The organism is Gilliamella sp. B3801, from assembly GCF_026536645.1.
Classification (GTDB): Bacteria; Pseudomonadota; Gammaproteobacteria; order Enterobacterales; family Orbaceae; genus Gilliamella; species Gilliamella apicola_I.
Genome location: NZ_JAFNNR010000002.1, coordinates 256,130 through 280,901 on the forward strand (window position 1 = coordinate 256,130; position 24,772 = coordinate 280,901).

At 31.3% G+C, this 24,772-nt stretch carries 23 protein-coding genes and 1 pseudogene; 12 read left to right on the forward strand and 12 right to left on the reverse strand.

Translation table 11 applies throughout. From position 1 onward, the window contains the following. Positions 1 to 243: 243 nt before the first annotated feature. The 10 genes and pseudogenes from J3U14_RS02560 to J3U14_RS02605 form a co-directional block, all read right to left on the reverse strand. Complete coding sequence (locus J3U14_RS02560) at positions 244 to 555, reverse strand: hypothetical protein (protein WP_267359626.1); 312 nt, start codon at positions 553 to 555, stop codon at positions 244 to 246. A gap of 604 nt (positions 556 to 1,159) precedes the next feature. Next, a pseudogene (locus J3U14_RS11715) lies at positions 1,160 to 1,543 on the reverse strand (tRNA-dihydrouridine synthase); the annotation flags it as partial. Positions 1,544 to 1,942: 399 nt separating this feature from the next. Then, the gene (locus J3U14_RS02570; protein WP_267350728.1) at positions 1,943 to 2,275 is read right to left on the reverse strand and encodes a hypothetical protein; all 333 of its coding nucleotides are present in this window, start codon (positions 2,273 to 2,275) and stop codon (positions 1,943 to 1,945) included. 640 nt (positions 2,276 to 2,915) lie between these two features. After that, positions 2,916 to 3,227 carry a hypothetical protein gene (locus tag J3U14_RS02575; protein WP_267350726.1) on the reverse strand — a complete coding sequence of 104 codons (312 nt, stop codon included), beginning with the start codon at positions 3,225 to 3,227 and terminating at the stop codon, positions 2,916 to 2,918. A 386-nt stretch (positions 3,228 to 3,613) separates the two neighbouring features. Then, positions 3,614 to 3,919 (reverse strand): hypothetical protein, encoded by a 306-nt coding sequence (locus J3U14_RS02580; protein ID WP_267350724.1) that lies wholly within the window; start codon positions 3,917 to 3,919, stop codon positions 3,614 to 3,616. Between the two features lie 1,271 nt (positions 3,920 to 5,190). Then, entirely contained in the window at positions 5,191 to 5,556 is a 366-nt protein-coding gene (locus tag J3U14_RS02585) for a hypothetical protein (protein ID WP_267350722.1), read from the reverse strand. Between the two features lie 423 nt (positions 5,557 to 5,979). Continuing rightward, positions 5,980 to 6,384 carry a hypothetical protein gene (locus tag J3U14_RS02590; RefSeq protein ID WP_267350721.1) on the reverse strand — a complete coding sequence of 135 codons (405 nt, stop codon included), beginning with the start codon at positions 6,382 to 6,384 and terminating at the stop codon, positions 5,980 to 5,982. 1,232 nt (positions 6,385 to 7,616) lie between these two features. After that, the gene (locus J3U14_RS02595) at positions 7,617 to 8,012 is read right to left on the reverse strand and encodes a hypothetical protein (RefSeq protein ID WP_267350720.1); all 396 of its coding nucleotides are present in this window, start codon (positions 8,010 to 8,012) and stop codon (positions 7,617 to 7,619) included. A gap of 590 nt (positions 8,013 to 8,602) precedes the next feature. Continuing rightward, complete coding sequence (locus tag J3U14_RS02600) at positions 8,603 to 8,899, reverse strand: hypothetical protein (protein ID WP_267350718.1); 297 nt, start codon at positions 8,897 to 8,899, stop codon at positions 8,603 to 8,605. Positions 8,900 to 9,152: 253 nt separating this feature from the next. Continuing rightward, a complete protein-coding gene (locus J3U14_RS02605) occupies positions 9,153 to 9,485 on the reverse strand; it encodes a hypothetical protein (protein WP_267350716.1) in 333 nt (110 codons plus the stop codon). Between the two features lie 352 nt (positions 9,486 to 9,837). Between J3U14_RS02605 and J3U14_RS02610 the strand changes: the two genes are divergently transcribed. Next, positions 9,838 to 10,218, forward strand: coding sequence for a DUF5362 family protein (locus J3U14_RS02610; RefSeq protein WP_267350715.1), 381 nt, complete (start codon positions 9,838 to 9,840; stop codon positions 10,216 to 10,218). A gap of 110 nt (positions 10,219 to 10,328) precedes the next feature. Here the strand turns inward: J3U14_RS02610 and bamE are convergent, their stop codons facing one another. Further along, positions 10,329 to 10,745, reverse strand: coding sequence for an outer membrane protein assembly factor BamE (gene bamE, locus J3U14_RS02615; protein WP_065559463.1), 417 nt, complete (start codon positions 10,743 to 10,745; stop codon positions 10,329 to 10,331). A 197-nt stretch (positions 10,746 to 10,942) separates the two neighbouring features. Between bamE and J3U14_RS02620 the strand changes: the two genes are divergently transcribed. The 6 genes from J3U14_RS02620 (at position 10,943) to J3U14_RS02645 (ending at position 19,984) form a co-directional block, all read left to right on the forward strand. Then, entirely contained in the window at positions 10,943 to 11,554 is a 612-nt protein-coding gene (locus tag J3U14_RS02620) for an FKBP-type peptidyl-prolyl cis-trans isomerase (protein WP_267350713.1), read from the forward strand. 283 nt (positions 11,555 to 11,837) lie between these two features. Further along, entirely contained in the window at positions 11,838 to 12,659 is an 822-nt protein-coding gene (gene dapB, locus J3U14_RS02625; RefSeq protein WP_267350711.1) for a 4-hydroxy-tetrahydrodipicolinate reductase, read from the forward strand. Positions 12,660 to 12,668: 9 nt separating this feature from the next. Further along, positions 12,669 to 13,175: a tRNA adenosine(34) deaminase TadA gene (gene tadA, locus J3U14_RS02630; protein ID WP_267350710.1), complete on the forward strand. Its 507-nt coding sequence runs from the start codon at positions 12,669 to 12,671 to the stop codon at positions 13,173 to 13,175. Between the two features lie 114 nt (positions 13,176 to 13,289). Continuing rightward, the gene (gene hpt / locus J3U14_RS02635) at positions 13,290 to 13,829 is read left to right on the forward strand and encodes a hypoxanthine phosphoribosyltransferase (protein ID WP_267350709.1); all 540 of its coding nucleotides are present in this window, start codon (positions 13,290 to 13,292) and stop codon (positions 13,827 to 13,829) included. Positions 13,830 to 14,493: 664 nt separating this feature from the next. Beyond that, the gene (locus J3U14_RS02640; protein ID WP_267369554.1) at positions 14,494 to 16,182 is read left to right on the forward strand and encodes an autotransporter assembly complex protein TamA; all 1,689 of its coding nucleotides are present in this window, start codon (positions 14,494 to 14,496) and stop codon (positions 16,180 to 16,182) included. 1 nt (position 16,183) lies between these two features. Further along, on the forward strand, positions 16,184 to 19,984 hold the full coding sequence (locus J3U14_RS02645; RefSeq protein ID WP_267350705.1) for a translocation/assembly module TamB domain-containing protein: 3,801 nt from the start codon (positions 16,184 to 16,186) through the stop codon (positions 19,982 to 19,984). 52 nt (positions 19,985 to 20,036) lie between these two features. Here J3U14_RS02645 and mnmD read toward each other — a convergent pair whose 3' ends face one another. Next, entirely contained in the window at positions 20,037 to 20,747 is a 711-nt protein-coding gene (gene mnmD / locus J3U14_RS02650) for a tRNA (5-methylaminomethyl-2-thiouridine)(34)-methyltransferase MnmD (RefSeq protein ID WP_267350704.1), read from the reverse strand. Positions 20,748 to 20,836: 89 nt separating this feature from the next. Between mnmD and J3U14_RS02655 the strand changes: the two genes are divergently transcribed. The 5 genes from J3U14_RS02655 (at position 20,837) to rfaC (ending at position 24,722) form a co-directional block, all read left to right on the forward strand. Next, complete coding sequence (locus J3U14_RS02655) at positions 20,837 to 21,568, forward strand: 1-acylglycerol-3-phosphate O-acyltransferase (RefSeq protein WP_267350703.1); 732 nt, start codon at positions 20,837 to 20,839, stop codon at positions 21,566 to 21,568. A gap of 9 nt (positions 21,569 to 21,577) precedes the next feature. Beyond that, entirely contained in the window at positions 21,578 to 22,342 is a 765-nt protein-coding gene (locus J3U14_RS02660) for a methyltransferase domain-containing protein (protein ID WP_411590936.1), read from the forward strand. Between the two features lie 107 nt (positions 22,343 to 22,449). Beyond that, entirely contained in the window at positions 22,450 to 22,710 is a 261-nt protein-coding gene (locus J3U14_RS02665) for a hypothetical protein (protein ID WP_267350701.1), read from the forward strand. Continuing rightward, entirely contained in the window at positions 22,711 to 23,757 is a 1,047-nt protein-coding gene (gene rfaF / locus J3U14_RS02670; protein ID WP_267350699.1) for an ADP-heptose--LPS heptosyltransferase RfaF, read from the forward strand. Between the two features lie 2 nt (positions 23,758 to 23,759). After that, positions 23,760 to 24,722 carry a lipopolysaccharide heptosyltransferase RfaC gene (gene rfaC / locus J3U14_RS02675; protein WP_267350697.1) on the forward strand — a complete coding sequence of 321 codons (963 nt, stop codon included), beginning with the start codon at positions 23,760 to 23,762 and terminating at the stop codon, positions 24,720 to 24,722. Positions 24,723 to 24,772 lie beyond the last annotated feature (50 nt).

Here is a 24,772-nt window from a genome sequence, read left to right on the forward strand (position 1 = left end):
GTTATCATCCCAATTGATTTTAATTAGTCATAGGTTTTCAGCTAATAAAATAGCTTTTTTATTGAAAGTGGAGTGAAATGAATTGTGTAAAATATGTAGATAATTTTAGTTTTATATCAAGGTAACTTTGGGTTAATTAGATGCAATATGATTGATAATTTCAAGGCAATGAACCCTTATATCATTCAATAAAAACCCCAGTTAAATCAATAACTGGGGGGTAAAATAAATTAAAAATTTAATTTATTTTTTGGATTGAGACCATGTTTGATGTAAATCGCGAATCTTATTTAAATCTAATTTCATCAACTTCAATGCAATATGAAACTTCGTATAAGAATCAAAATAATCTTTGAAATTATCAAAATAATCACTTTTACTTATAAAAGTTTCAGTTTCACTAACAATGATATCTTCATCAAAGCGAAGAACCAATGAGTATTCTAAGTAAGGGAAATAAGTATAAACTAAGATTTCACATCCTTTTACCTCTTCACTAGAAAAACAACCATAATTAAATTTTCCTCTAGGCATACGTCTAAATCTTTTTTTCATGATTTAAATATTTTTTAGTTAATAAAATTTTTAAATTCATTAAGGCATAGGTAAATTATACTTTTGTAGTAAATTAATTTTAAAAATTAATTCTAGATTAGATTATATAGATAATCGGATTATGTCAATTACATTCCTAAAAGTGATTAATTGTGAAAGTCTATAATATTGAAATCTGAATTCATAATATTTTTGCTCTCTATTAATAAGGAAGTTGTGAGTTTCATAAACTTTTAAATAATTCTTTAGTTTTAAATCAAGATAGCTTTGGATTGATGAGATATTTTATAATAGACTATTTAAATTATTCCATGACGACTTTTACTTAAGTCAAGCAATAAAAACCCCAGTTAGATCGACAACTGGGGGGAATTAAATTAAAATTTAATTTTTAAACATAATATAACTTTTTAAGAAAGACTATTATGCGTGTAAAGACATTACACAACTTCACTGTTTTATCAAACAATTCAAGACTTGAAATACCAGATAAATGGTCCTTAAAGACTTGTTGACTTATTATAGTTACTGTTGCTTTAATGGGATTTGCATTAATACGAAGTACCAATAAGTACATCTCAGTTTCTTCGATTTCATAAATGAAGATGTCAATTCTTTCTTGCATTGACGCAACACATTTAGCCACTAAATCAGCATTTCCCATTAAGCACGCACCAAACATCCCATTTTGAACGCGATCTGAAGGGCAGCCAACATTAAGATTTACCTCATCATAACCATGATGTTGAGCTAATTTAGCGCACTGTGCTAATGCGATGGGATCACTTCCACCAAGTTGTAAAGCAATAGGATGTTCATCGACATTAAAATCAAGGTAATTCCCTTTACCAAATAAGATTGCTCCTGTTGTTACCATTTCGGTATACAGTAAAGTTTGTTTGGTCAATATCCGATGAAAATACCGACAATGTTTATCGGTCCAATCGAGCATGGACGCTACAGAAAATTTATTTAGTGTTGATTTCATTAATGTACCAAATTTAAAGCGGTAATTAAGTTATGAACTTAACATATATTCTATCATAAAACATAGTATACAATGATGTTAGGGGTTTGTGTTTAATTCAGAAGAGTATCAACAAAAAGTGCATAATTTAAGTTGTTATTTATCTTGTTATATTGGATTTTAATTTATAAAATTATATTATTTAATTAAATCAATAGGTTTGTTAAATCTTTAAAAGATTACTTATTAAAAGTCATAAATTTATTAAAAGTATCATATTTATACGAGCAATCTATTTATTCATCGTAGTCTTTATTTGCTATAGAATTTTAATTTGTTGCGCAATAATGATAACTATTTATGAAAGAACAAACTTTAACAATAAACCCCAGTTAAATAACTGAGGTTTATTTGATTAGATTAATCAAATTTCAAATGGTCAAAAATATACACTAATACAGCAAGTGCGAATTTGCCTATAAGATAAACAGCAATACACACTAATCCTATTAGGATAATAAACGCCAAAGTATTTGCAAGCTTATCTACGAATTTAATTTGAGTCCGTAGATGATCATTAGAATTTGAACTAATTTCATTTTTGATTTGATCAAATATTTCAGGATATAAATTAACGTAACCCACTCCACATAAGAGATAGACATACCACTTACGTTTCTCTAGATCAGGATAATCATCAATCAGTTTATCAAAATGCTTTAAACTTAATTCAAGTTCGCTAGTTCCTGCCATTCGTTCGCCGTTTCGCATTGGTAGTAATGTAACAATTGAACGATCAAGATCCATCAATATTGCTATTGATACTCCGTTTTCACTGTTTTCGAATAAGAATCCGATAATTTTATTATATGACATAATGTAAAAATATTGATTAATTAACTAATTAATTATGTGAATTACTTCACCAGTAGGTAGCTATTAACTCAACATTGTGAGTTAGGCTAACCTGTTTCTATATTAAACCGATAATCGTTAAATTTCAATATTTTTTCCATAATGTATTTTACTTAATTCTACAGTAATAATTTTTTATCTCTTTAGTTAGTTTATTAAACTATATTGAATCAATTTAGCTTTTTATCAAAACACCATCAGTGTTAATATTAACTGTATTACCCAGTTATCATCTCAATTGATTTTAATTAGTCATAGTTTTTCAGCTAATCAAATAACTTTTTTATTGAAAGAGGAGTGAAGTGAATTGCGTAAAATTTGTAGATAATTTTATTTTTTATATCTAGGTAACTTTGGGTTAATTAGATGCAATATGATTGATAATTTTGATAATTTCAAGACAATGAACACTTATATCATTCAATAAAAACCCCAGTTAAATCAATAACTGGGGGGTAAAATAAATTAAAAATTTAATTTATTTTTTGGATTGAGACCATGTTTGATGTAAATCACGAATCTTATTTAAATCTAATTTCATCAACTTCAATGCAATATGAAACTTTGTATAAGAATCAAAATAATCTTTGAAATTATCAGAATAATCACTTTCACTTATAAAAGTTTCAGTTTCACTAACAATGATATCTTCATCAAAGCGAAGAACCAATGAGTATTCTAAGTCAGGGAAATAACTATAAACTAAGATTTCACATCCTTTTACCTCTTCACTAGAAAAACAACCGTACTCAGGTTTTCCTCTAGGCATACGTCTAAATCTTTTTTTCATGATTTAATTATTTTTTAGTTAATAAAATTTTTAAATTCATTAAGGCATAGGTAAATTATACTTTTGTAGTAAATTAATTTTAAAAATTAATTCTAGATTAGATTATATAGATAATCGGATTAAGTCAATTACATTCCTAAAAGTGATTAATTGTGAAAGTCTATAATATTGATATCTGAATTCATAATATTTTGCTCTCTATTAATAAGGAAGTTGTGAGTTTCATAAACTTTTAAATAATTCTTTAGTTTTAAATCAAGATGACTCTGGATTGATTAAATGCTTTATAATTGATTATTTTAACTATTTCATGACGATTTTCGTTTATATCATGCAATAAAAACCCCAGTTAGATCAATAACTGAGGGGTAAAATAAATTAAAAATTTAATTTTTGAGAACAGAAGAAAGTTTTATAAGAAAGAGTATCATGCGTGCATTGATATTACACAATCCCACAGCGTTAACAAACAAGGTTTCAAGAGTAAAATCACCCGCTAGATTGTCAATAAAGACTTGTTCACTTATCGTAGTTTCTGTTGATTTAACTGTTTTTCCATCAATACGAAGTACCAATAAGAACTTCTTAATTTCTTCAATTCGATAAACGAAGATGTCAATTCTTTCTTTCAAATTTGGACAGGAAATATAACCTAATTCGGTTAATTTCTTGCCGTCACTTCTTTTTTTCATGAGTTTAATATTAAAATTTAACAATAATTTAAATTCATTAAGGTATAGATAAATTATACTTTTGTAGCAAATTAATTTTAAAAGTTAATTCTATTCTATACTATATAGATTATCAAATTAGGTCAATAACACTTATAAAAGTTATTAGTTAATAAAGCCTATAATATTGAGATTTGAATTTATAATATTTTGCTCTCTATTAATAAGGGAGTTGTGAGTTTCATAAACTTTTAAATAATTCTTCAGTTTTAAATCAAGATAGCTATGGATTGATGAGATATTTTATAATAGACTATTTAAATTATTCCATGACGACTTTTACTTAAGTCAAGCAATAAAAACCCCAGTTAGATCGACAACTGGGGGGTGAATTAAATTAAAATTAAAATTTAATTTTTAAACATAATATAACTTTTTAAGAAAGACTATTAAGCATGTAAAGACATTACACAACTTCACTGTTTCATCAAACAATTCAAGACCTGAAATACCAGATAAATGGTCATTAAAGACTTGTTGACTTATTATCGTTACTGTTGCTTTAATGGGATTTCCATTAATACGAAGTACCAATAAGTACATCTCAGTTTCTTCGATTTCATAAATGAAGATGTCAATTCTTTCTGGCAAATTTAGACAAGGAATATATCCGAATTCGATTAATTTCTTGTCGTTGTTTGTTTTTTGATTCATAAATTTGTAATTAAAATTAATTATTAATTTAAATTCATTAAGGTATAGGTAAATTATACTTTTGTAGTAAATTAATTTTTTTAAAATTAATTCTATTTAATATTATATAGATAATCGACTTAAATCAATAAAAAGATTAAAAATTATGAATTGAATAAGTCTATAATATTGTTAGTCCAATTCATAATATTATTACTTTCTATAAATATAGATATATCTTTATTAAATATCATTTTATTTGTTTATATCATTATTTACTTTTTTGAAAGGTATTTTTAGGGATCGTTACTAACTACTTTCGATGGGTATATGGAATATTTTGTTTAATGTTCCTTTCTCAAACTCACCATGCTTTATATAATAAAAACCCCAGTTAGATAACTGGGGTTCTTTTGGATCAATAAAAAGTATTAAAAATAAATTAACACGATTTAGAAGCCAAATAAACTAAGGTAGCCATCATGATAATCAGAATCATCACTAGTAATAACGTAAAAGTGATTGCTCTGAAGCCATTTTTTGTTCGCAACATTGTTCAAATTCGTGTTTGAAATTTAAATCTCTTTTTGTAGATTCTTTTATAAATTCTTATTTTTTCTTTTAAAAGTATCTATAATTAATAACATACCTCTTTTCAATCCATTAAGTAAAGACGATAAAAACGGCTTTATCCCCTTTTTTTCTGAATTTGAAGAATTGACATGTACCACAAATCTACAAAAATAGAACTGATGAAAAATATTACATGCAATATTAAGATCCTTACAAAAAATCTCTTCATAAAGCTTTTTAGGCATTTCTAAAATAAGTGAATCTTCAACAATTTCATTTCCACGCATTAAAACTATGCGATAAATAGTAAGATCTGCATTTGCAAAAATTCCTAATGACATTTCACTTTGACTATCTAGGAGCAAATAGCCTTTAAAATCATAATGTTTCATTTTTTAATTTTTTAATTGATTTAAAATGTGTGTACCACACCTGGGAGTTAAAAGAAACTCAATAGTTATATTATACCGATAACAAAAATATTTCAATTTTTCTTAACTTATAATAAGATTTTTTGATAATAACACACAAATTCTAAATACATTTTCATTTGCAAATAATAACAATTAATCATAACCTTTAATTAACATCTATTAGCATTAAAACAAACTAGATTTGAAATATTCTTAAGTTACCTTAATATTGCTTTAGATCACATATTTACTCTTTAATTTATTCTAAGTATGACCTCAACAAGACTTTTGTTTTAATAATGTAATAAAAAAACCCCAGTTAAATAACTGAGGTTTATTTAGATCAATTAATTAAATTCAAGATGATCTTAAAAAACTTTTGACAGATAAAGGAAATTCTATCTAAAAAATATGAAGCCATTTACCTAACAAATAAAACAAAGCCATAACTAAAGCAATTATCAGCATAAATTCGAAATGTAAACGATCTCCCTTACTTAGTAAATATTTCTTAGATTTTGAATCAGTCCTAGCTATTGTTCGAACAATTACACTTGGTGATAATAAATCCTTGTCCACTTTACACATGTCAAAGACATGATACAAACGTTTTGATATGTCAGGATAATCAGCTATCAGTTCATCAAAACGCGCTGAAGTTAATTCAACTTCAGTTGTACCTTCAATTTTTTCGTCATTTCGCATTGCCACTAATTTGACCATCGAACGATCTGGATTCATCAATATTGCTATCGATATTCCATTTTCACTGTTTTCGGATAGAAATCCGTTAATTTTAAACATCATAATAAGATTTTAATTAATTAAATTTTGTGAATTACCTCACCAGTAGGTAGTATTTAATTCAATACTGTGAATTAAAGCAACCTGTTTTTATACTATACCGATAATCATAAATTTCAATATTTTTTTATCCCTAATGTATTTTAATCAATTCTACTATCATCATTATTTGTTCATCGAATAGTTTATTCAATACTTAATCACATTTTAACTTGATTAATTTATCTTTCAGCCAAAACGTCATCAATGTTATTACGTTTGATGTTAGCGGGTTATCACCTCGATTTGATATTAAGTTATCAGAGGTTTTCAGTAATTAAATAGCTTTTTTATTGAAAGAGCAATGGTGTGAATTGCGTAAAATTTGTATATAAAATTCTGTTTTAAATCAAGTTTGTTTTAGATTAATTAGATACAATATGATTGGCAATTTTGATAATTTGATGTCAATGTCTACTTACATCAAACAATAAAACCCCAATCTAAATTAATAAATTGGGGTTAGATAAAATTAAACTAATTTAATTTTTTGAGTCTAGAAGATATTTCTGTATAGATGGCAATCTTAACAGAATTAGAAGGAAACAACTTAAATGTTTTAACAACCCTTGTATATCGATCATCATAATTATCGAAATTTTCTTTAAAAACTTGTTCACTTATAATAACCTTCGTTCTTTCAATGGGCTGTCTATCCTTACAAAGGATCAACGAGTATTGATTGTCTTCTTCAATTCGATTAACTGAGATTGTCACCGCTTGGAACATTGAACACGAAAGCATTCCGATTTCGCGAACTGTTCTTTTTGTACTTCTTCTTTTTCTTTTTTGCATGATTTAATTTTTTTTATTATTTAAAAATTTTAAAATCATTAAGGCATAGTTAAATTATACTTTTGTAGTCAGTTAATTTTAATAATTAACTTTTTTATATTATATTGATAATCTACTTAAGTCAATAACATCCTTAAAAATTATCAATTAAGAAAGCTCATAAAGTTGATAACGAAAATCACAATATTCCTGCTTTCTACTAAATAAATATGTCTTGATTGAACATTATTTTCAATCGGTCGAATAATCATTCACTTTTTTTGAAAAGTATTTTTTTCGATTACGCTTAACTAGTTTGGATTGATATAAGTGACATTTTGTTAAATGTTTCTCACTTGAAATCATTCATGCTTACTATAATAAAAAACCCCAGTTGAATTACCGGGGTCTGTTTAGAACAATTAAAAGATATAAGAAAAAAATAGTCCCAATAACAAAATTATCAATAAAATCCAAATAACATTAAAAGCAATAATCGAGAACCTCACTATCAATCTTTTTAATTCAGCCCTTTTTTCCATTTTTCGGATAAGCTTATTAATTTCATCGATTTCTAATGTACAACCATAAGCTTTATAAGCTTTTAATAATCGTTTGTTTTTCCGACATACAGATAAAATAAATTTCTCATACTCTTCTTTAGTATAGTCGGCAAAAATGCTTTCACCTCTTTGTTCTGATTTCGAGCCTATTATGGCTATACGATAACAAGTAGAATTTATATCTGTATAAACTGCTACTGAGATTTCACCTGTACGACTTTCATATAAGAAGCCTTTAAATAGTAAATCATTCATTTCTTAAATTTTTATTTTTGTTTAATATGTGCACCTCACATGGGAGTTAACAAAACTCAGAATTTATATTATACCGATAATTCATATAATTCAAATTATTTATTTCTCAAAAACTGTTTTATGTAGACAGTAGGCAACGCTAACGCCACTGTCAGTTATAAAAATTATGGGAATGCTAATTTTGTTTAATAAATTAAAATAGAAGATTTGATAGAATTTGCCATTTTTTGTTTTGTTTATCTTGTAATGACTATTTATATAACTTCCATAGTTTATTGATCGATACTTAATCATACCTTTATTTGGTTAATTTATCTTTCTGCCAAAACGTCATTAACATTAGTGCTGGTTATATAGCTAGTTTATTAGCTTGATTTGATATTAAGTTATCAGAGGTTTTCAGTAATTAAATAGCTTTTTTATTGAAAGAGCAATGGTGTGAATTGCGTAAAACTTGTAGATAATTTTTAAGTTAAGTTAGTATTGGATTAAATAATAAAATATAATTGACAATTTAAATAATTTTTGATGATATCAAGCAACAAAACCCCAGTTACATAAATAACTGGGGGGTTGAATTAAATTAAAATTTAATTCGTTGTTAAACTTCCAAACACTAATTTGTCGAATCCAACCAACTTCATCGCATTATAAAACAGGATAGAAGAATCAAAATGACTTTGAAAATTCTGCCGATAAACTTGTTCAGTTATAATCGTTTCTGTTTGTTTAATGCGCATTCCATCGACATAAACACACAATTTGAAGTACACTCCTTTTTCGGAAGTTTTACCTCGAAAAACTAGAATTTGTAAGTTTTTAAAAATTGAACCAGGAATATTCCCGATTCTGAATTCATGAACATTGGTTTTGAACTTTTTTGCCATCGTTAAAAGTTTTTGAATTAAACTATGTTTTAAATTCATTAAGGCATAGGTAAATTATACTTTTGTAGTTAGTTAATTTTAAAAATTAACTGCTGATTATATTATATAGATAATCGAATTAAGTCAATATCATTTATAAAAATAACTAATTTAAGAAAGCCTGTAATATTTAAGCATAATCTTATTAGAACTATCATTCTGATTATACAATAAAAAACCCCAGTTATTAATAACTGGGGTTCATTGGATGAAATCATGAATTATAAGGACGAATATCAAATTTTGCGTGCTTATTCAATCTACAAATTTGGGCAGTTTTAGTAAAAACATATCCAGATTCGTCGTCGTCACAATTACTGGTAATTTCATTATAAGTCTCTTCGCTAATTGAGACTTGCGTTCCAGGAATTGGTAAACCATAATACTCAGCTAATAATCCATAACACTCACAATTAGTCTCAGGATCTCGATAGCCTAGTACTTTGATTTCGAGACCTGACAGACATGATCCTGCGACACATCCTAGGTCTTTTAACTTAAAATTTTTAAGTTCGTTTTTCATAATAAAAATTTTTTTTAATTGCATAGTAACGCTATGTTCGTATCATTTCAAAACTAAAGAAATGACGATTTATATTATAACGATAACCTACAAAAGGTCAATACTAATCACTCACTTTAACGCATAAATTTTTTATAGTAACTTTAAACACTATTTAGTGTGATTATTTAAATACTCTTTATATATAAAAGTATTTTCCCTAATTTTGCCTCTCAAAACATAAAGATTAAAATGTAAAAATCTTAAATATTATCGCAATTATGAATAGTAATTAAACCTTGTAATTTATGATGAAAAACGCCTAGACATCTATGATAAAACTGATATTCTATGCTCCTTTTTAAATACAAACTATAAATAAAGAAAGTGGAAAGAAATGAATACAACTGAAAATAAGATAATATCATTTAGTATGAACCAATTGTTATTTAAACAATTAAGATTTGTGGGAACGATGCAGCAAATTTTTGGGGTTTTAGGAATCATTAGTGGCTCTTTAACTTGTTTAGGTATTATTACAGCAATAGTAGGTGTTCCGTTAATTATAGCTGGGGTCAAACTGTTTCAATCGGGAAAAGGATTTAATCAAACAGCGACTCTTGGACGAGAAGAAGATATTATTTATGCTATTCAAAATTTACATGGTTATTGGAAATTCAACCTTATTGTTTTTATCTGTTCTATTGTAATGATGGTTATTTACTTTATATTTATCTTTTTATACATTTTTAGTGTAATGAATAATCAATATTATTAACAATGAGTTATCGTTCCTAAACTTAGGTTTTAAATATAAAAGATAACAATAAAAACCTCATTAATTAATGAGGTTTTTATTTTTTGGGAAAAACAACTTTGGAATGAGTTTTATTCTATATCTTCGTTGTTGTCAGAAATTACATCGATAGGATCAGAAATGATTTGTTTATTCATTTCTTGTAGTGTTTTGGAACCATCAAGCGTTGAGTTTTTAATGTCAGTCACTATGCCCATTTCGTTAAAATAAATAGAATAAGTAATTTGGCTTATACCATTATGTTGTGGTTGTTGACGAAAAACATAATACCAAACGTTATCACCAAATACCGAGGTTAACATAGGTGAACCCATTATAAAAATAACCTGATCTTTTGTTTGACCAACTTTCAATAAATCAATTGCATCTTGTGTTACATAATTACCTTGATTGATATCAGGTCTATATACCCAACGGTCTACCACTGAACAACCAGTTAATAATATACTAGCCACAATTGCAAGCGAGGTAAATTTACGAAACTGCATTTAACTTAATCCATATTGAAATTATAATAAAGTGTATTATCGCTGATATTTGCACTAAGTGCTAGCCAAATTAATAAATTCTTTATGCATTTTATAAAAAAAGCGTTATTCTATTTTATTAATTAATATTTATTCTGTTGATCACAAACTTAATGGATCTCAAATACTGTTTATAAACGACAAACAAAAGGTAAAAAATGAAATTAGAAACCATAGATCAAAAAGCGAGTTATGCTATTGGATTACAAATTGGACAACAATTAAAGGAGTCAGGTTTGAATGGTCTAGATCTTGATGCATTAAAATTAGCTATGCAAGACGTTCTAGCAAATAATCAACCTGTTCTACCATTACAAGAACTGCATGATGCGCTTCGTCATATGCATGAAAAAGCCACTCAAGAGAAAGCAAAACAAGCAGAAAAAATTGCTCAAGCAGGTAAAGATTTTTTAGCAGAAAATATTAAAAAAGATGGGATTAAATCAACTGAATCCGGCTTGCAATATGAAGTCATTACCGAAGGTACAGGCTCCTTACCTAAATCAACAGACCGTGTTCAAGTTCATTATACGGGACAATTAATTGATGGTACGATTTTTGACAGTTCTGTACAACGTGGACAACCAGCTGAGTTTCCTGTTAATGGCGTTATTCAAGGTTGGGTTGAAGCTTTACAGCTAATGCCTGAAGGTTCAAAATGGAGATTGTATATTCCTCAAGAACTTGCTTATGGAGCACAAGGTGCAGGAGGCTCAATTCCACCCTACAGTACATTAATTTTTGATGTCGAATTATTGAAAGTTTTATAAATCTAATGGACGCATTTAAGCGTCCTTTTTTTATAATCTAACTATAGGCTCTAAATAACCTGCCAATAACAATAATGTTTAAAAGTTAACGACGATTAAAATAGAAATCAGCACCAATAATACCATCCTTTCCGATGTACCAAGAACAACAGATAAAATTGTTCATTTAAAGAATTACGATACATCACTTATATTACAGCATTTTAATTTTGCACGGTGTATAAGTCTTTTGTTTTCCGATATAATATTTGATAATATTTTGAAAATAGGTAAGGAAAATTTTATGTCAACTAACCTCATCCGTATCGCTATTGCTGGCGCAGGTGGAAAAATGGGACGTCAATTAATTCAATCTGTTGCACAAATCGAAGGAGTAACTTTAGGTGCGGCATTTGAAAGACAAGGTTCTTCCCTCATTGGAAGCGATGCAGGTGAACTTGCTGGAATAGGCATTTGTGGTGTCACTATTACGGATAATTTAGAACTCGCCAAAGATCAATTTGATTTGTTAATTGATTTTACCCGACCTGAAGGTACGCTTGCCCATTTGAATTTTTGTGTTGAACATAAAAAAATGATGATTATAGGAACCACTGGTTTTGATTCTACAGGTAAGCAAGCCATAACGGATGCGGCAAAAAATATCGCTATTGTTTTTGCTGCCAATTTTAGTGTAGGTGTAAATTTGGTACTTAAATTACTTGAAAAAGCGGCAAAAATCATGGGAGATTATACAGATATTGAAATTATTGAGGCTCATCATCGTTATAAAGTCGATGCCCCATCGGGTACTGCACTTGCGATGGGTGAATCCATAGCTGAAGCTTTAAAATTCAATTTGAACGATCGTGCGATTTATTGTCGTGAAGGTCATACCGGTGAAAGACCAAAAGGAGCAATTGGTTTTTCAACTATCCGAGCGGGTGATATTGTTGGCGAACATACGGCAATTTTTGCCGATATTGGCGAACGTGTGGAAATTAGTCATAAGGCGTCTAGTCGAATGACATTTGCAAATGGCGCCGTCCGTGCTGCATTATGGCTTGCAAAACAGCCTGTCGGACTTTATGACATGCGAGACGTATTAAATTTGAATAATCTATAAATAATTGCAATGTCAGATGAATATTGGATGCAATATGCATTAACGCTTGCCAAACGTGCTGAATCCTTAGGTGAAATTCCGGTAGGAGCGGTAATTATCGATGAAAACAGTCAAGTCATTGGCGAAGGTTTTAACCAATCAATACTTACCCATAATCCAACTGCTCACGCTGAAATGCTTGCTATCGAGCAAGCGGGTAAGTATATCAATAATTACCGTTTAATTAATACGACCCTTTTTGTCACACTTGAACCGTGTATGATGTGTGCTGGTGCCATTATACATAGTCGAATAAAACGAGTAGTATTTGGAGCAAGCGATTATAAAACAGGGGCTGCCGGCTCGTTTATTAATATTCTAGCTTATCAAGGCATTAATCACATTGCACAAGTGCAAGGTGGCGTATTAGCTGATGAGTGCAGCTTGCTACTCAGTCAATTTTTCAAAAAACGTCGCTTAGAAAAAAGAGCAGCCAAGATCGATGCTAACAAGATGATAGATAAGAACATACTATGAATAGTTTAGGGTTATCAAATGTTATGCTAAGCAGATTAAAATAAGCTTTGTTATTCTTTTTATCTATGAAAATTGTTAGAATCTAATTTAAATTTTATTTTTTGAGTATTAGTAATGAAGAAACACACTTTAGAAATGATGATATCAACGGATGATATTCAAAAACGTATCAAAGAACTAGGGCAACAAATTAGTCAAGATTATAAACACAGCCAAAATGAACTTATTTTAGTCGGTCTGCTACGTGGTTCATTTATTTTTATGGCGGATTTAAGCCGTGCTATTACTGTAGGGCATGAAGTTGATTTTATGACCGCATCAAGTTATGGTAATGCCGTTGTCAGTAATCGAGATGTCAAAATATTGAAAGATTTGGATGAAGATATTCGTGATAAAGATGTGCTAATTGTTGAAGATATTATTGATACTGGTAATACGTTAAGTAAAGTCATGGCAATTTTAAAATTACGTCATCCTCGTAGTATCGAAATTTGTACGCTTTTAGATAAGCCATCACGTCGGGAAGTGGCTGTACCAGTAAAATACATTGGTTTTTCAATTCCTGATGAATTTGTCGTTGGTTATGGAATTGATTATGCTCAACATTATCGCCATTTACCTTATATCGGTCAGGTTACACTGCTAGAAGCCTAAATAAATGTTGGTCGAAAATTTAGTCATTAATAGAATAAATCTGTGATACGACTTAATTAAAAGCCCTTAGTATTAAACTGAACAAATGTTAATAAATCGTAGTTTGCATAATCATTTAAAGTTATAGTACTGCATTATAGCGCAATCAATAACCTTTTTAAAATTTCTGAAACAAAAAAGGATCGATGTCTATCAATCGATCCTATATCAAAACAGCTAAATATTTTTTTACATTTTAATAAGTTAACTTAGGGTATATTCATAAATTAAGTAAATATACCATTAATTAGTCCCTACTTTGCTTCATTGATATTATACATTAATGAAATAGTAGAAATCTTAGTCCCACTTCAGAATAAACTAAATGCTTATAGTAATTTATAATATTTTATTTGCTTATAAAAGGTTTTTCCCAAAGATCAAGGGGTTACCTTTACAATCTTAAACTTAAAATGTTAAAACTCAATATTAATAAATTAGACATTGATCCTTACAAAAGATGATATCAAAACTGATTTAGTTAGCTTATCATAGACGATGAAATATTAAATATGTTAAATTTACGTTCATGATTAGCCCAGAAATTAACAATTGATCGTTTTTTAACTTAAACTTCTTCGAGGTCTTTGTGTCACAATTTTCCTATAGGTTTTGTTTACTTTTAATGTTAACAATCATATCAACATCAAGTTATGCTGATATGAAGTTATCGATTAAAGGTTTATCGGGTGAACTTGCTGACAATGTCGATGCTCGTGTTTCATTAATCACTCCAGATAAAGTCGATAACACGCCTAATTTTAAACGGTATTTTGAAAGCGAGGTTAAAAAAGCGCTTCGAGCTTTGGGTTATTACGCTCCGGTGTTTCAATATAACACTCAAAATCCTAGAGTATTAGCGGTAACAATTTCAGCTGGTGAACCGATTAAAATTGAACAATTAAATGTGATTATTGAAGGTGAAGGCCAGCATGATAATGATTACCAACATTTACTCGAAAAAAACCTACCTAAAACGGGTGATATTTTAAATCATGGCATTTATGAGTCTTTCAAGAAAAGTTTGAAAAATCTCGCGTTAGAAAAAGGCTATTTTGATGCCAATATGACGCAACACCAATTAGCGGTGTCCATGGATCATCATCAAGCTTTTTGGAATATCGATTTTAATACCGGGCAGCGCTATAAATTCAGTCAAGTTAAATTTTCTAATACCAAAATTAGAGATGATTATCTTAAAAATATTATACCGTTTAAAGAAGGTGAACCTTATAGTGCCGAAAAACTTTCCATTCTTAATCGTCGATTAACTTCTACAAATTGGTTTAGTTCAATTGTTGTTGTTCCTGATTTTCCAAATGTTACAGCAGACAAATCACTACCAATCAATGTTGTCACCTCTCCCCGAAAAAAAAATAGCATGGATTTAGGGCTTGGATACTCAACCGACAATGGCGTATATGGCAAAATAACTTGGAATAAACCGTGGATTAACAGTCGTGGACAAAGTTTACAAAGTAATTTATCACTTTCTTCACCCGAACAATCCATTACAATGAGCTATAAGATCCCACTCAAAAAATCTCCCCTTGAACAATACTATACTATTCAAGGTGGCTATAAAAAAATCGACAATAACGATACTAAATCACGTTCCTATACCTTTGGTGTGGTTCGATATTGGGACAATTTTGAAGGGTGGCAAAGTGCGCTAGGTTTGAACCTTTTACATGATGACTTTACGCAAGGTGACTCAAGTTTTAATACCCTTTTGTACTACCCTTCTATTAGTCTTTCACGAATTCGTAGCGATGGCAATCTTATGCCAATGTGGGGAGATTCACAACGCTATTCTATTGAAGCCTCTGCTAATTCTTTAGGATCTGATCTCAATCTTATTCGTTTTCAAACACAACAAACTTGGATTCGATCCTTATTCGATAGTCATCGATTTATTTTTCGGGGTAATTTCGGCATAATTCAGGCAAATAATTTTGATCGTGTTCCGCCTTCATTTCGATTCTTTGCAGGGGGTGACCGTAGTATACGAGGTTATAGTTACCAATCTATTTCGCCTAAAGATAAAAATGGTAAATTAAAAGGTGCGTCAAAGCTCATCACTGGTTCAGTTGAATACCAATTTAATTTAACCGGTGCTTGGTGGGGTGCTGTTTTTATTGATTCAGGTGAAGCAATTGATAAAGTCGATAAAACTAAATTTTATACAGGAAGCGGTATTGGTGTGCGTTGGGCTTCTCCGGTTGGACCAATAAAATTCGATTTAGCAACTCCGTTAACGCGAAGAGACTCTGGTTCAGTTCACCTATATATTGGTTTAGGATCCGAATTATAATATGGCTAAAAATCCCATTAGAGAAAAAAAATTAAAAAAAATTAAACGAATACGAAAATGGAAAAAGCGTAGTATTATAGTATTATCTATTTTCGTGTTTTTGGTCGTGTTTATTATCTTACTGCTTTATACCAGTTTAGGCGTTAAGTTGACCACTTATGTCTTAGGTAAAGCCCTACCCGAATTGAAAATTGAACAAGTGGAAGGGACATTAAGCGATTTACAGGTAAATGGTCTTTCATTGCAACTACCGGGTATTGATGTTCAGGTTGATAATGCATCGTTAAAATTATCTGGGTTATGTTTGCTTGAAACTAAAATCTGTATCGAACAGTTTGAATCAAAGGGTATTAAAGTAAAACTGAACACCGATCAGATTATTACCGACCCCAATAAGCCAATACCTGATAAACGGGTTGTTTTGAAAACCCCATTACCAATCGAACTGAAAACGGCACATGTATCAGATGTGAAAGTTGATATTGATGATATGCAATTTGGTCTGTCTGATTTTACGGGTAAGGCGACTTGGGTAAACGAAAAAATTTATGTATTTCCTGCTGAGGCTCAGGATTTAAGTGCTATTTTTGCTGATCACCCACAAGTAAAATCAACAACAGATTCAGTTCAGAATGATTTGCCTCTTAATGAAAAGATAAATCAATTATTCAATCAGCCGTTAATCGAATCATTACCCCAAGTTACTATTCCTCTCGATATCAATGTCGGACGCTTAACGGGTAACAATTGGCTTTTACATATTGGCGGTGAAGATTATCGATTTAACAATGTGACTATTCAAACTAATATCATCGATAATCATATTATCGTTCAACAGGTGAATACAGATGCGACAACTCCTTATGCTAATGGACATGCTTTTGTTTCAGGAGATATTACATTAGGCAATGATTGGCCTATTTTGGCATTTATTCAATTAAAAACAGCCAGTAATCAATTACATAGCCAATTTTCAGGTAAATTGTTAGGTGAATTGACGACAAATACGGTACTTGAAGGACTTAATTCAGCAAAAATTAATGCAAAAATCAATTTTATCGAAAAATATTTACCGGTAATGACCGACTTAAAGGGTAAACACATTCAATGGCCAATTGAAGGACAAGCGCAATATCAAGTTAATAATTTTAATCTTTCAATAGGGGGTAACGTCCAACAGTATGACTTATCAGCTAAAGGTAAATTTAAAGGTGACGATCTGCCCGATACGTCGTTTGATGTTATAGGCAAGGGAACGAATCAATCAGCCATATTCGATCATGGAATAGTGAAACTACCACAAGGGGAAATCAATGTTTCAGGTAATCTTGACTGGCAAAAAGCCTTACACTGGGATGCAAAAGTTAAATTAACTGATGTTGATACCAGCAAAGATTTACCAAACTATCCTATACGATTAAATGGTCAACTTAAAACCAATGGTCAGTTAGAAGGTGATAAATGGCAATTGAATCTTCCCGAAATCCAATTAAAAGGTAATATTAATCACGCTGATTTTTCAACTAATGGCAGTATTCAAATTAACTCTCATCAATCAATCAGTGCGAATAATTTTGTTATGGATTGGGGAAAAAATCATATCAATATCAATGGCGCTTCAGATAAAGAAAATTTGAGTGCTAAGTTAGAGTTATCCTCTTTATCATTATTGGCTGATGACTTACAGGGTTCAATTGTCGGCACGTTGAAAATGAATGGTAGCTTTAATGAACCAAACGTGGATACCGATATCAATATTCACCAATTAAGTTTGATGAATATGTCAATATCATCAGCCCAACTTTCCGGAAAAATAGAATATAAAAAACAAATTAGTGGACATTTAAAACTCATAGGACACGATATAGAACTTCCTAATCAAAGCATAAAAAATGCCAATATTGAGCTTAAAGGTAATGAAAGTCATCATGTTTTAGATATCAACCTTACAGGAACTCCAGCCTCATTCACAACATCACTCAATGGAAAATTAGATCCTGATCGAACAAAATGGACGGGGGATTTATCCCACGCTGTGTTAAATTTAGGTGATAAAAATCATTGGCAATTGGTTAAAACATTACCTTTATCTTATGATGTTACTCATCAAGTTCCCACTATAGGCTCGCATTGTTGGTCAAACCAAGGGTCAAGTATTTGTTTAGATCAAGCACTATCTCCAACAGCTAACAGTAATACAAGTATCACGTTAAAAGATATTGATCTGGCAAAACTTCCTATTCCAAACGATGGTGAAACAAAACTAGCTGGCTTGATAAATGGTAAAGCTTATATAAAATTTAATGCAAATAGTGAAATGCCGAATATCAAGGCCAATATCAAAGGGAATGAAGTTTATATTCAACAGATGATCACATCCCAATCATTATCTATTCCATTTGAAATATTTACTATTAATGCTGAATTTAATCAACAACAAGCAAAGTTTGATTGGTTATTTAGCTTAAAACAATTAGGTAAAATGAGCGGTGATTTAACTATTATCGATCCCACTCAACAAAAGAAATTAAATGGAAAATTAAACATTGATCATCTTGCCTTAGCAATAATCAATCCCTTATTAGATAAAGATGATTTTGCTAAAGGCTCGATAAATGGCAACGTTAATTTTTCCGGGTCGTTAATGGATCCTTATTTAACAGGTAATATTGATTTAAAACACAGTGAAATAAAATCCAGTCAATTACCAATTGATTTGAAATCAGCAAAGGTAGATCTTAATTTCAATGGTAAATCCTCCACCTTAAAAGGAGTTTTAACCACCAAGTCTGGTAATATTGATATTAACGGTCACGCCAATTGGGATACATTTGATAAATGGCAAGCGGATCTTTCTGTCACGGGTGCAGCAATGGAAGTTACCGTACCGCCAATGGTTGTGTTAAGTATTATCCCCAATATTAGAATTGATGCGACCCAAGATGAGATAATTCTTTCCGGAAAAGTCGGTATCCCTAAAGGTAAGATTACCGTCGAATCTTTACCGGCATCCAGTGTTGATGTATCGCCTGACGAAGTTATGTTAGATAAAAATTATCAAGTAATCGAAAAACAAAAACTTGGCATAAAAATCAGTAGCCATATTGAAATTGATATTGGTGAACATGTGACTGTCGATGCTTTTGGGTTAAACGCGTCACTGAAAGGCAATCTCCTTGCGGCACAAACCAACAAAGGGCTAGATCTGCATGGGCAAGTTTTGATTCCAACAGGAAGATTTCACGCTTATGGTCAAGATTTAGTTATCCGTAAAGGTATTATCACTTTTTCGGGCCCTACTGACCAAGCTAAGTTAGATATTGAAGCTATTCGTAATCCAGACTCAATTGATAACAGTAGTATTACAGCGGGTATTCGTGTAACAGGATCTTCGGAAGAGCCCAAAATTGAAATATTTTCAGATCCTGCTATGTCCCAGCAAGAAGCATTATCTTATCTAATACGAGGTCAAGGACTTGAAAGCACCGACCAAAGCGATAATGATATGATGACCGCCCTACTCGTTGGTATCGGTACGGCAAAAACAGGTAAATATATTGGTGATATTGGTAATGTCTTTGGAATAAAAAATCTTTCTTTAGACACGCAAGGAGCCGGTAATAATTCTAAAGTGGTTGTTAGTGGTTATATTTTGCCTAACTTACAACTGAAATATGGAGTAGGTATTTTTGATTCACTGGCGACATTTACTTTACGATACCGATTGATGCCAAGACTCTATTTAGAAGCAACATCTGGACTTGCACAAACGTTAGATTTTATCTACCAATTTGAATTTTAATCACTTATTAGGATAATTGAGTTAGCCTTATCAATTATTTGGTTAAGGCTAGCTAATTTTTACTCCCTATCAACATTTCTCTTTTTAACCCAAAACCTTTTTGTTTTATCACATTGAATCCTGCATTGATTAAGTTTCGCCGAACAAATCCAGCCGCACTAAAAGTCGCAAACGTTCCCTTTTGTGACGTATATTCAAAACAGCTTTTAAATAAGGATTCTGACCACATGTCAGGATTTTTAGCGGGTGAAAATCCATCAAAGAACCAAGCATCAATCAACCCATTTTGTTTAGCCAAAAATTCCGGAAAATATTGAATGTCATCATAAAGTATATCTAAACTGACCTTGTCTAAATGACAGGTGTTATCCGTTAAATAGGCATATAACTGCTTGGCTAATAGTTGAAGTTGGCGTTCATCTTCTATGGCGGCTTGATGCATCTTCATCATTTCTGTCACTGATAACGGATATTTTTCAATACTGATAAATTTAAGTTGCTGAAGTTGATGGTTGGGATATTCTTTTTTAAAAGTTAAAAACGTTTGCCAGGCTATAAGAAAACTTAACCCCGAACCAAAACCCGTTTCACCAATAATAAAAGTATCTTTATCATGTTGGATAAAACGTTGCTGTAGATGATTGCCTTCAATAAAAACATATTTTGTTTCAGCAACTGCACCTTGTGTGTTGAAATAGATATCATCAAAATAGACAGACACTGGGGCTTGGTTTTCGTTCCAAATAATAGTTGATTTTTGCATGACGCCTCTTTACTCAGTTATCGTTGATCAAACTGTATATTGGCACAGTTTACGTATATAATACGCTAAATCAATTTATGAGGTAAATTATGGTTTTTCTTTTCCGCTTAATTACAGTTGTGTTAATAGGTATTGTAGTTTGTGTACTGGGCATTATATTTTGCCTATTCAATCCTCGGAATCCCAAAAACGTAGCCAGATTTGCACATTTATTTAGTTTTTTCTTTAAACCTATTTTGGGCGTTAAAGTTGATACTCGTCTCTATCCTGAGATTAGTAAAATAGGCAGTTGTGTTTATATCGCTAATCATCAAAACAACTTTGATATGGTTGTTGCCGCAGACGTTGTCCAACCAAAAACCGTGACTGTCGGAAAAAAAAGTTTAGCGTGGATTCCTTTTTTTGGGCAATTATACTATCTGACCGGTAATATTTTAATTGATCGTAATAATAAATCAAAAGCCCACGATACCATTGGACAAGTTGTTAAAGAAATTAAAACACGTGGCATATCGATTTGGATGTTTCCTGAAGGAACACGAAGTCGAGGACGTGGATTATTACCGTTTAAAACAGGCGCATTTAAAGCAGCAATTGCGGCAGGTGTTCCTATTGTGCCTATTTGCGTCTCTGATACCAATAACATTCAATTAAATCGTTTAAATAACGGTCATATGATTGTTGAAATGTTGGATCCTATTGACACCAAATCGTTACGTAAAGAAGACGCCAGAACATTAATGGAACAATGTTATCAACAAATGACTGAAAAATTAATTGAAATCAACAATGAAGTTAAGCAACTAAACAGTAAAAAATAATTAATGAATATGCAAGACCGTAATTTTGATGATATCAGTCATAAGTTTGCACAAAATATTTATGGCACAAGTAAAGGAAAAATTCGTGAAGCCATTGTCTGGCAAGAATTAGAAAATATATTAGCCACATTTCCAACAACCAAACCGTTGAAAATTCTTGATGCAGGTGGTGGACAAGGACAAATGGCTTGTCGATTGGCAAAATTAGGACATCATGTCACATTATGTGATATTTCTATGCAAATGCTAGAACTGGCACAAAAAAATGCCCAAGCAGAAAAGTTAAATATTAATTGTCATTGTTGTGCTATTCAAGATATTGATCATATCATTAATGAACAATATGATATGGTGATTTGTCATGCAGTATTAGAGTGGGTTGCCGATCCGATCAGTGTTCTTGAATCATTAAAAAAACACCTCAAACCCGAAGGTTATTTATCCTTGATGTTCTATAATTATCATGCACTTCTTTTTAAAACGGTGACACTTGGTAATTTTGGTTATACTCAATCAGGGCTTGCAAAACGTAAGAAAAAAACATTATCACCCGATTTCCCTCGAATACCAGATGATGTCTATCAATGGTTAACCACGCTAGATTTTCATATTATTAAAAAAACGGGAATTCGTCTATTTCATGATTATATGAATAATAAAGAAAAAATAAATAGTCATTTTGATCAGTTATTGGCACTTGAAAAGCAGTACTGCCAAGCAGAACCGTATCTAAGTCTTGCTCGATACATTTTAGTTACTGCAAAAAATGGTTAACACTTTTCATCATACTGATACTAAGCTTGAAATAGTTAAACTTCACTCGAAAATATTGGCTTAACTCGGTATGATAAACAGCGTAATTCAATTAATTAAGGAAAATAATGATAATCATCATAACTGATGGTATTGTCTCTATTGAAAGTAATATTGTTAATAGTCTGAATAATCAAAAAATTAAAGATGTTTTAGACGTTGATAATTTAACTGATGAGACAAAATTTGCCAATTTACTTGATTTAAATATGGCTGATTTTATTGATAAAGATGACTTTACTACGGCTATCGTTGCCGATCAGCAATTAGATATTAAAGCAATATTTCATCACAATGTTTGTTCATCAACGATTATAAAAGGACATTAAATGAGAACACTAATTATTGGTCCTTCATGGGTTGGCGATATGATGATGTCGCAAAGTTTATATCGAACGTTAAAACAACTTCATCCTAATATTGAAATTGATGTTATGGCACCAGCATGGTGCCAAGCACTATTGAATAAAATGCCAGAAGTGAATCAAGCTATTGAGATGCCAATTGGTCATGGTAAATTCGGTTTAACCCAACGCTATCGACTCGGCAAATCACTCCGTAATAATCATTACGACCAAGCGATAATTTTACCTAATTCGTTTAAATCAGCTTTAATCCCTTTTTTTGCTAGGATTCATCAGCGAACAGGTTGGAAAGGTGAAATGCGTTATGGACTGATTAACGATCTTCGTAAACTTAATAAACAAGCCTTTCCATTAATGGTTCAACGTTATGTTGCCCTTGCCTACCCTAAGGATCAGATCCACACAGCAGAGCAAATACCACAACCCATACTTTGGCCTAAACTTGAAGTTTGTCAAACAGACATCAATGGCACGCTTAACACGTTTAAGATCAATGATAATTTGCCGTTAATTGGTTTTTGTCCTGGTGCTGAATTTGGTCCAGCAAAACGTTGGCCGGATTATCATTATGCCGCTCTTGGTGATATGCTTGTAAAGCAACATGCCAAAATTGTTATTTTTGGTTCTGATAATGATCGCCAAGTTGGCGAAAAAATTATTGAACAAATGGCACAAGGCGACCAGTGTATTAATCTTGCCGGTAAAACAAAATTGGAACAAGCGGTTAATTTAATTGCGGCTTGTAAAGCAATTGTGACTAATGATTCAGGATTGATGCATGTCGCCGCAGCTTTGGATCGCCCTTTGGTTGCGCTTTATGGCCCAAGTAGTCCAGACTTTACCCCACCCCTTTCTGATAAAGCTGAAGTTATTCGCTTAATAACAGGGTATCATAAAGTCCGTAAGGGCGATGCAGAACAAGGCTATCATCAAAGTTTGATTGATATAAAACCTGAAACTGTGTTTGAAACTTTAATGAAGCTTATTGCTCGTTGTGAAAAGAGTCATTAATTATGCGTGTACTTATTGTTAAAACATCTTCAATGGGTGATGTACTTCATACTTTACCCGCGTTAACTGATGCTGCCCGTCATTTACCTAATATGACTTTTGATTGGGTGGTTGAAGAAAATTTTGCGCAAATACCAACATGGCATTTTGCGGTAGATAAAGTGATCCCTGTGGCCATTCGGCGCTGGCGTAAAAACTGGTTCGGTAAATCTATTCGTCAAGAACGTCACCAATTTATTCAATCACTACTTGAACGGGAATATGACTGTATTATTGATGCGCAAGGATTAATAAAAAGTGCTTTTTTTATCACACGTAAAGCAAGAGGCATTAAGCACGGTTTAGATCGTCATAGCATAAGAGAACCGATTGCCAGTTGGTTTTATGATGTTAAACATTCTGTTCCAAAATCAATGCATGCCATTGAACGAGTACGACAACTCTTTGCAAAAAGTCTTGGGTACGACCTATCGGGTGACATGGGTGACTATGCAATTGCAAGTCATTTTTTATCAGAATTACCGTCTGACCATGGACAATATTTGATATTTTTACATGCCACTACCAGATATGAAAAACATTGGACAGAAGACGCTTGGCGTCAATTAATACAATTAATAGCGCCAACCGGTTTAAAAATTAAATTACCTTGGGGAACGGCGAATGAAATGCAAAGCGCTCAACGCTTAGCACAAGGATTTAATCATGTCGAAGTGCTACCAAAATTGTCTCTTTCTCAAGTGGCGACTGAACTTGCTGGGGCTAAAGCTGTGGTTTCAGTCGATACAGGATTAAGCCATTTAACTGCGGCACTCGATCGCCCAAACATAACTTTATTTGGTCAAACCGATCCGAAATTAATAGGCGGTTATGGTAAAAATCAATTTAGTCTTGTCTCTCCAGATCAAAAAATGCAAACTATCTCAGCAACGAAGGTATATGAGCAATTAGCCCGTTTTTTGTAAAACAGGATAGAATTGAAATAACGTTATTGAAAAAGATTAAAGGAATCTAA

What these genes read in the sequence shown, in the direction of transcription:
- J3U14_RS02560 (WP_267359626.1), bottom strand. Translation starts at nt 555, where the DNA reads ATGAAAAAAAGATTTAGACGTATGCCTAGAGGAAAATTTAATTATGGT.
- J3U14_RS02570 (WP_267350728.1), bottom strand. Translation starts at nt 2,275, where the DNA reads ATGGCAGGAACTAGCGAACTTGAATTAAGTTTAAAGCATTTTGATAAA.
- J3U14_RS02575 (WP_267350726.1), bottom strand. Translation starts at nt 3,227, where the DNA reads ATGAAAAAAAGATTTAGACGTATGCCTAGAGGAAAACCTGAGTACGGT.
- J3U14_RS02580 (WP_267350724.1), bottom strand. Translation starts at nt 3,919, where the DNA reads ATGAAAAAAAGAAGTGACGGCAAGAAATTAACCGAATTAGGTTATATT.
- J3U14_RS02585 (WP_267350722.1), bottom strand. Translation starts at nt 5,556, where the DNA reads ATGAAACATTATGATTTTAAAGGCTATTTGCTCCTAGATAGTCAAAGT.
- J3U14_RS02590 (WP_267350721.1), bottom strand. Translation starts at nt 6,384, where the DNA reads ATGATGTTTAAAATTAACGGATTTCTATCCGAAAACAGTGAAAATGGA.
- J3U14_RS02595 (WP_267350720.1), bottom strand. Translation starts at nt 8,012, where the DNA reads ATGAATGATTTACTATTTAAAGGCTTCTTATATGAAAGTCGTACAGGT.
- J3U14_RS02600 (WP_267350718.1), bottom strand. Translation starts at nt 8,899, where the DNA reads ATGGCAAAAAAGTTCAAAACCAATGTTCATGAATTCAGAATCGGGAAT.
- J3U14_RS02605 (WP_267350716.1), bottom strand. Translation starts at nt 9,485, where the DNA reads ATGCAATTAAAAAAAATTTTTATTATGAAAAACGAACTTAAAAATTTT.
- J3U14_RS02610 (WP_267350715.1), top strand. Translation starts at nt 9,838, where the DNA reads ATGAATACAACTGAAAATAAGATAATATCATTTAGTATGAACCAATTG.
- bamE (WP_065559463.1), bottom strand. Translation starts at nt 10,745, where the DNA reads ATGCAGTTTCGTAAATTTACCTCGCTTGCAATTGTGGCTAGTATATTA.
- J3U14_RS02620 (WP_267350713.1), top strand. Translation starts at nt 10,943, where the DNA reads ATGAAATTAGAAACCATAGATCAAAAAGCGAGTTATGCTATTGGATTA.
- dapB (WP_267350711.1), top strand. Translation starts at nt 11,838, where the DNA reads ATGTCAACTAACCTCATCCGTATCGCTATTGCTGGCGCAGGTGGAAAA.
- tadA (WP_267350710.1), top strand. Translation starts at nt 12,669, where the DNA reads ATGTCAGATGAATATTGGATGCAATATGCATTAACGCTTGCCAAACGT.
- hpt (WP_267350709.1), top strand. Translation starts at nt 13,290, where the DNA reads ATGAAGAAACACACTTTAGAAATGATGATATCAACGGATGATATTCAA.
- J3U14_RS02640 (WP_267369554.1), top strand. Translation starts at nt 14,494, where the DNA reads ATGTTAACAATCATATCAACATCAAGTTATGCTGATATGAAGTTATCG.
- J3U14_RS02645 (WP_267350705.1), top strand. Translation starts at nt 16,184, where the DNA reads ATGGCTAAAAATCCCATTAGAGAAAAAAAATTAAAAAAAATTAAACGA.
- mnmD (WP_267350704.1), bottom strand. Translation starts at nt 20,747, where the DNA reads ATGCAAAAATCAACTATTATTTGGAACGAAAACCAAGCCCCAGTGTCT.
- J3U14_RS02655 (WP_267350703.1), top strand. Translation starts at nt 20,837, where the DNA reads ATGGTTTTTCTTTTCCGCTTAATTACAGTTGTGTTAATAGGTATTGTA.
- J3U14_RS02660 (WP_411590936.1), top strand. Translation starts at nt 21,578, where the DNA reads ATGCAAGACCGTAATTTTGATGATATCAGTCATAAGTTTGCACAAAAT.
- J3U14_RS02665 (WP_267350701.1), top strand. Translation starts at nt 22,450, where the DNA reads ATGATAATCATCATAACTGATGGTATTGTCTCTATTGAAAGTAATATT.
- rfaF (WP_267350699.1), top strand. Translation starts at nt 22,711, where the DNA reads ATGAGAACACTAATTATTGGTCCTTCATGGGTTGGCGATATGATGATG.
- rfaC (WP_267350697.1), top strand. Translation starts at nt 23,760, where the DNA reads ATGCGTGTACTTATTGTTAAAACATCTTCAATGGGTGATGTACTTCAT.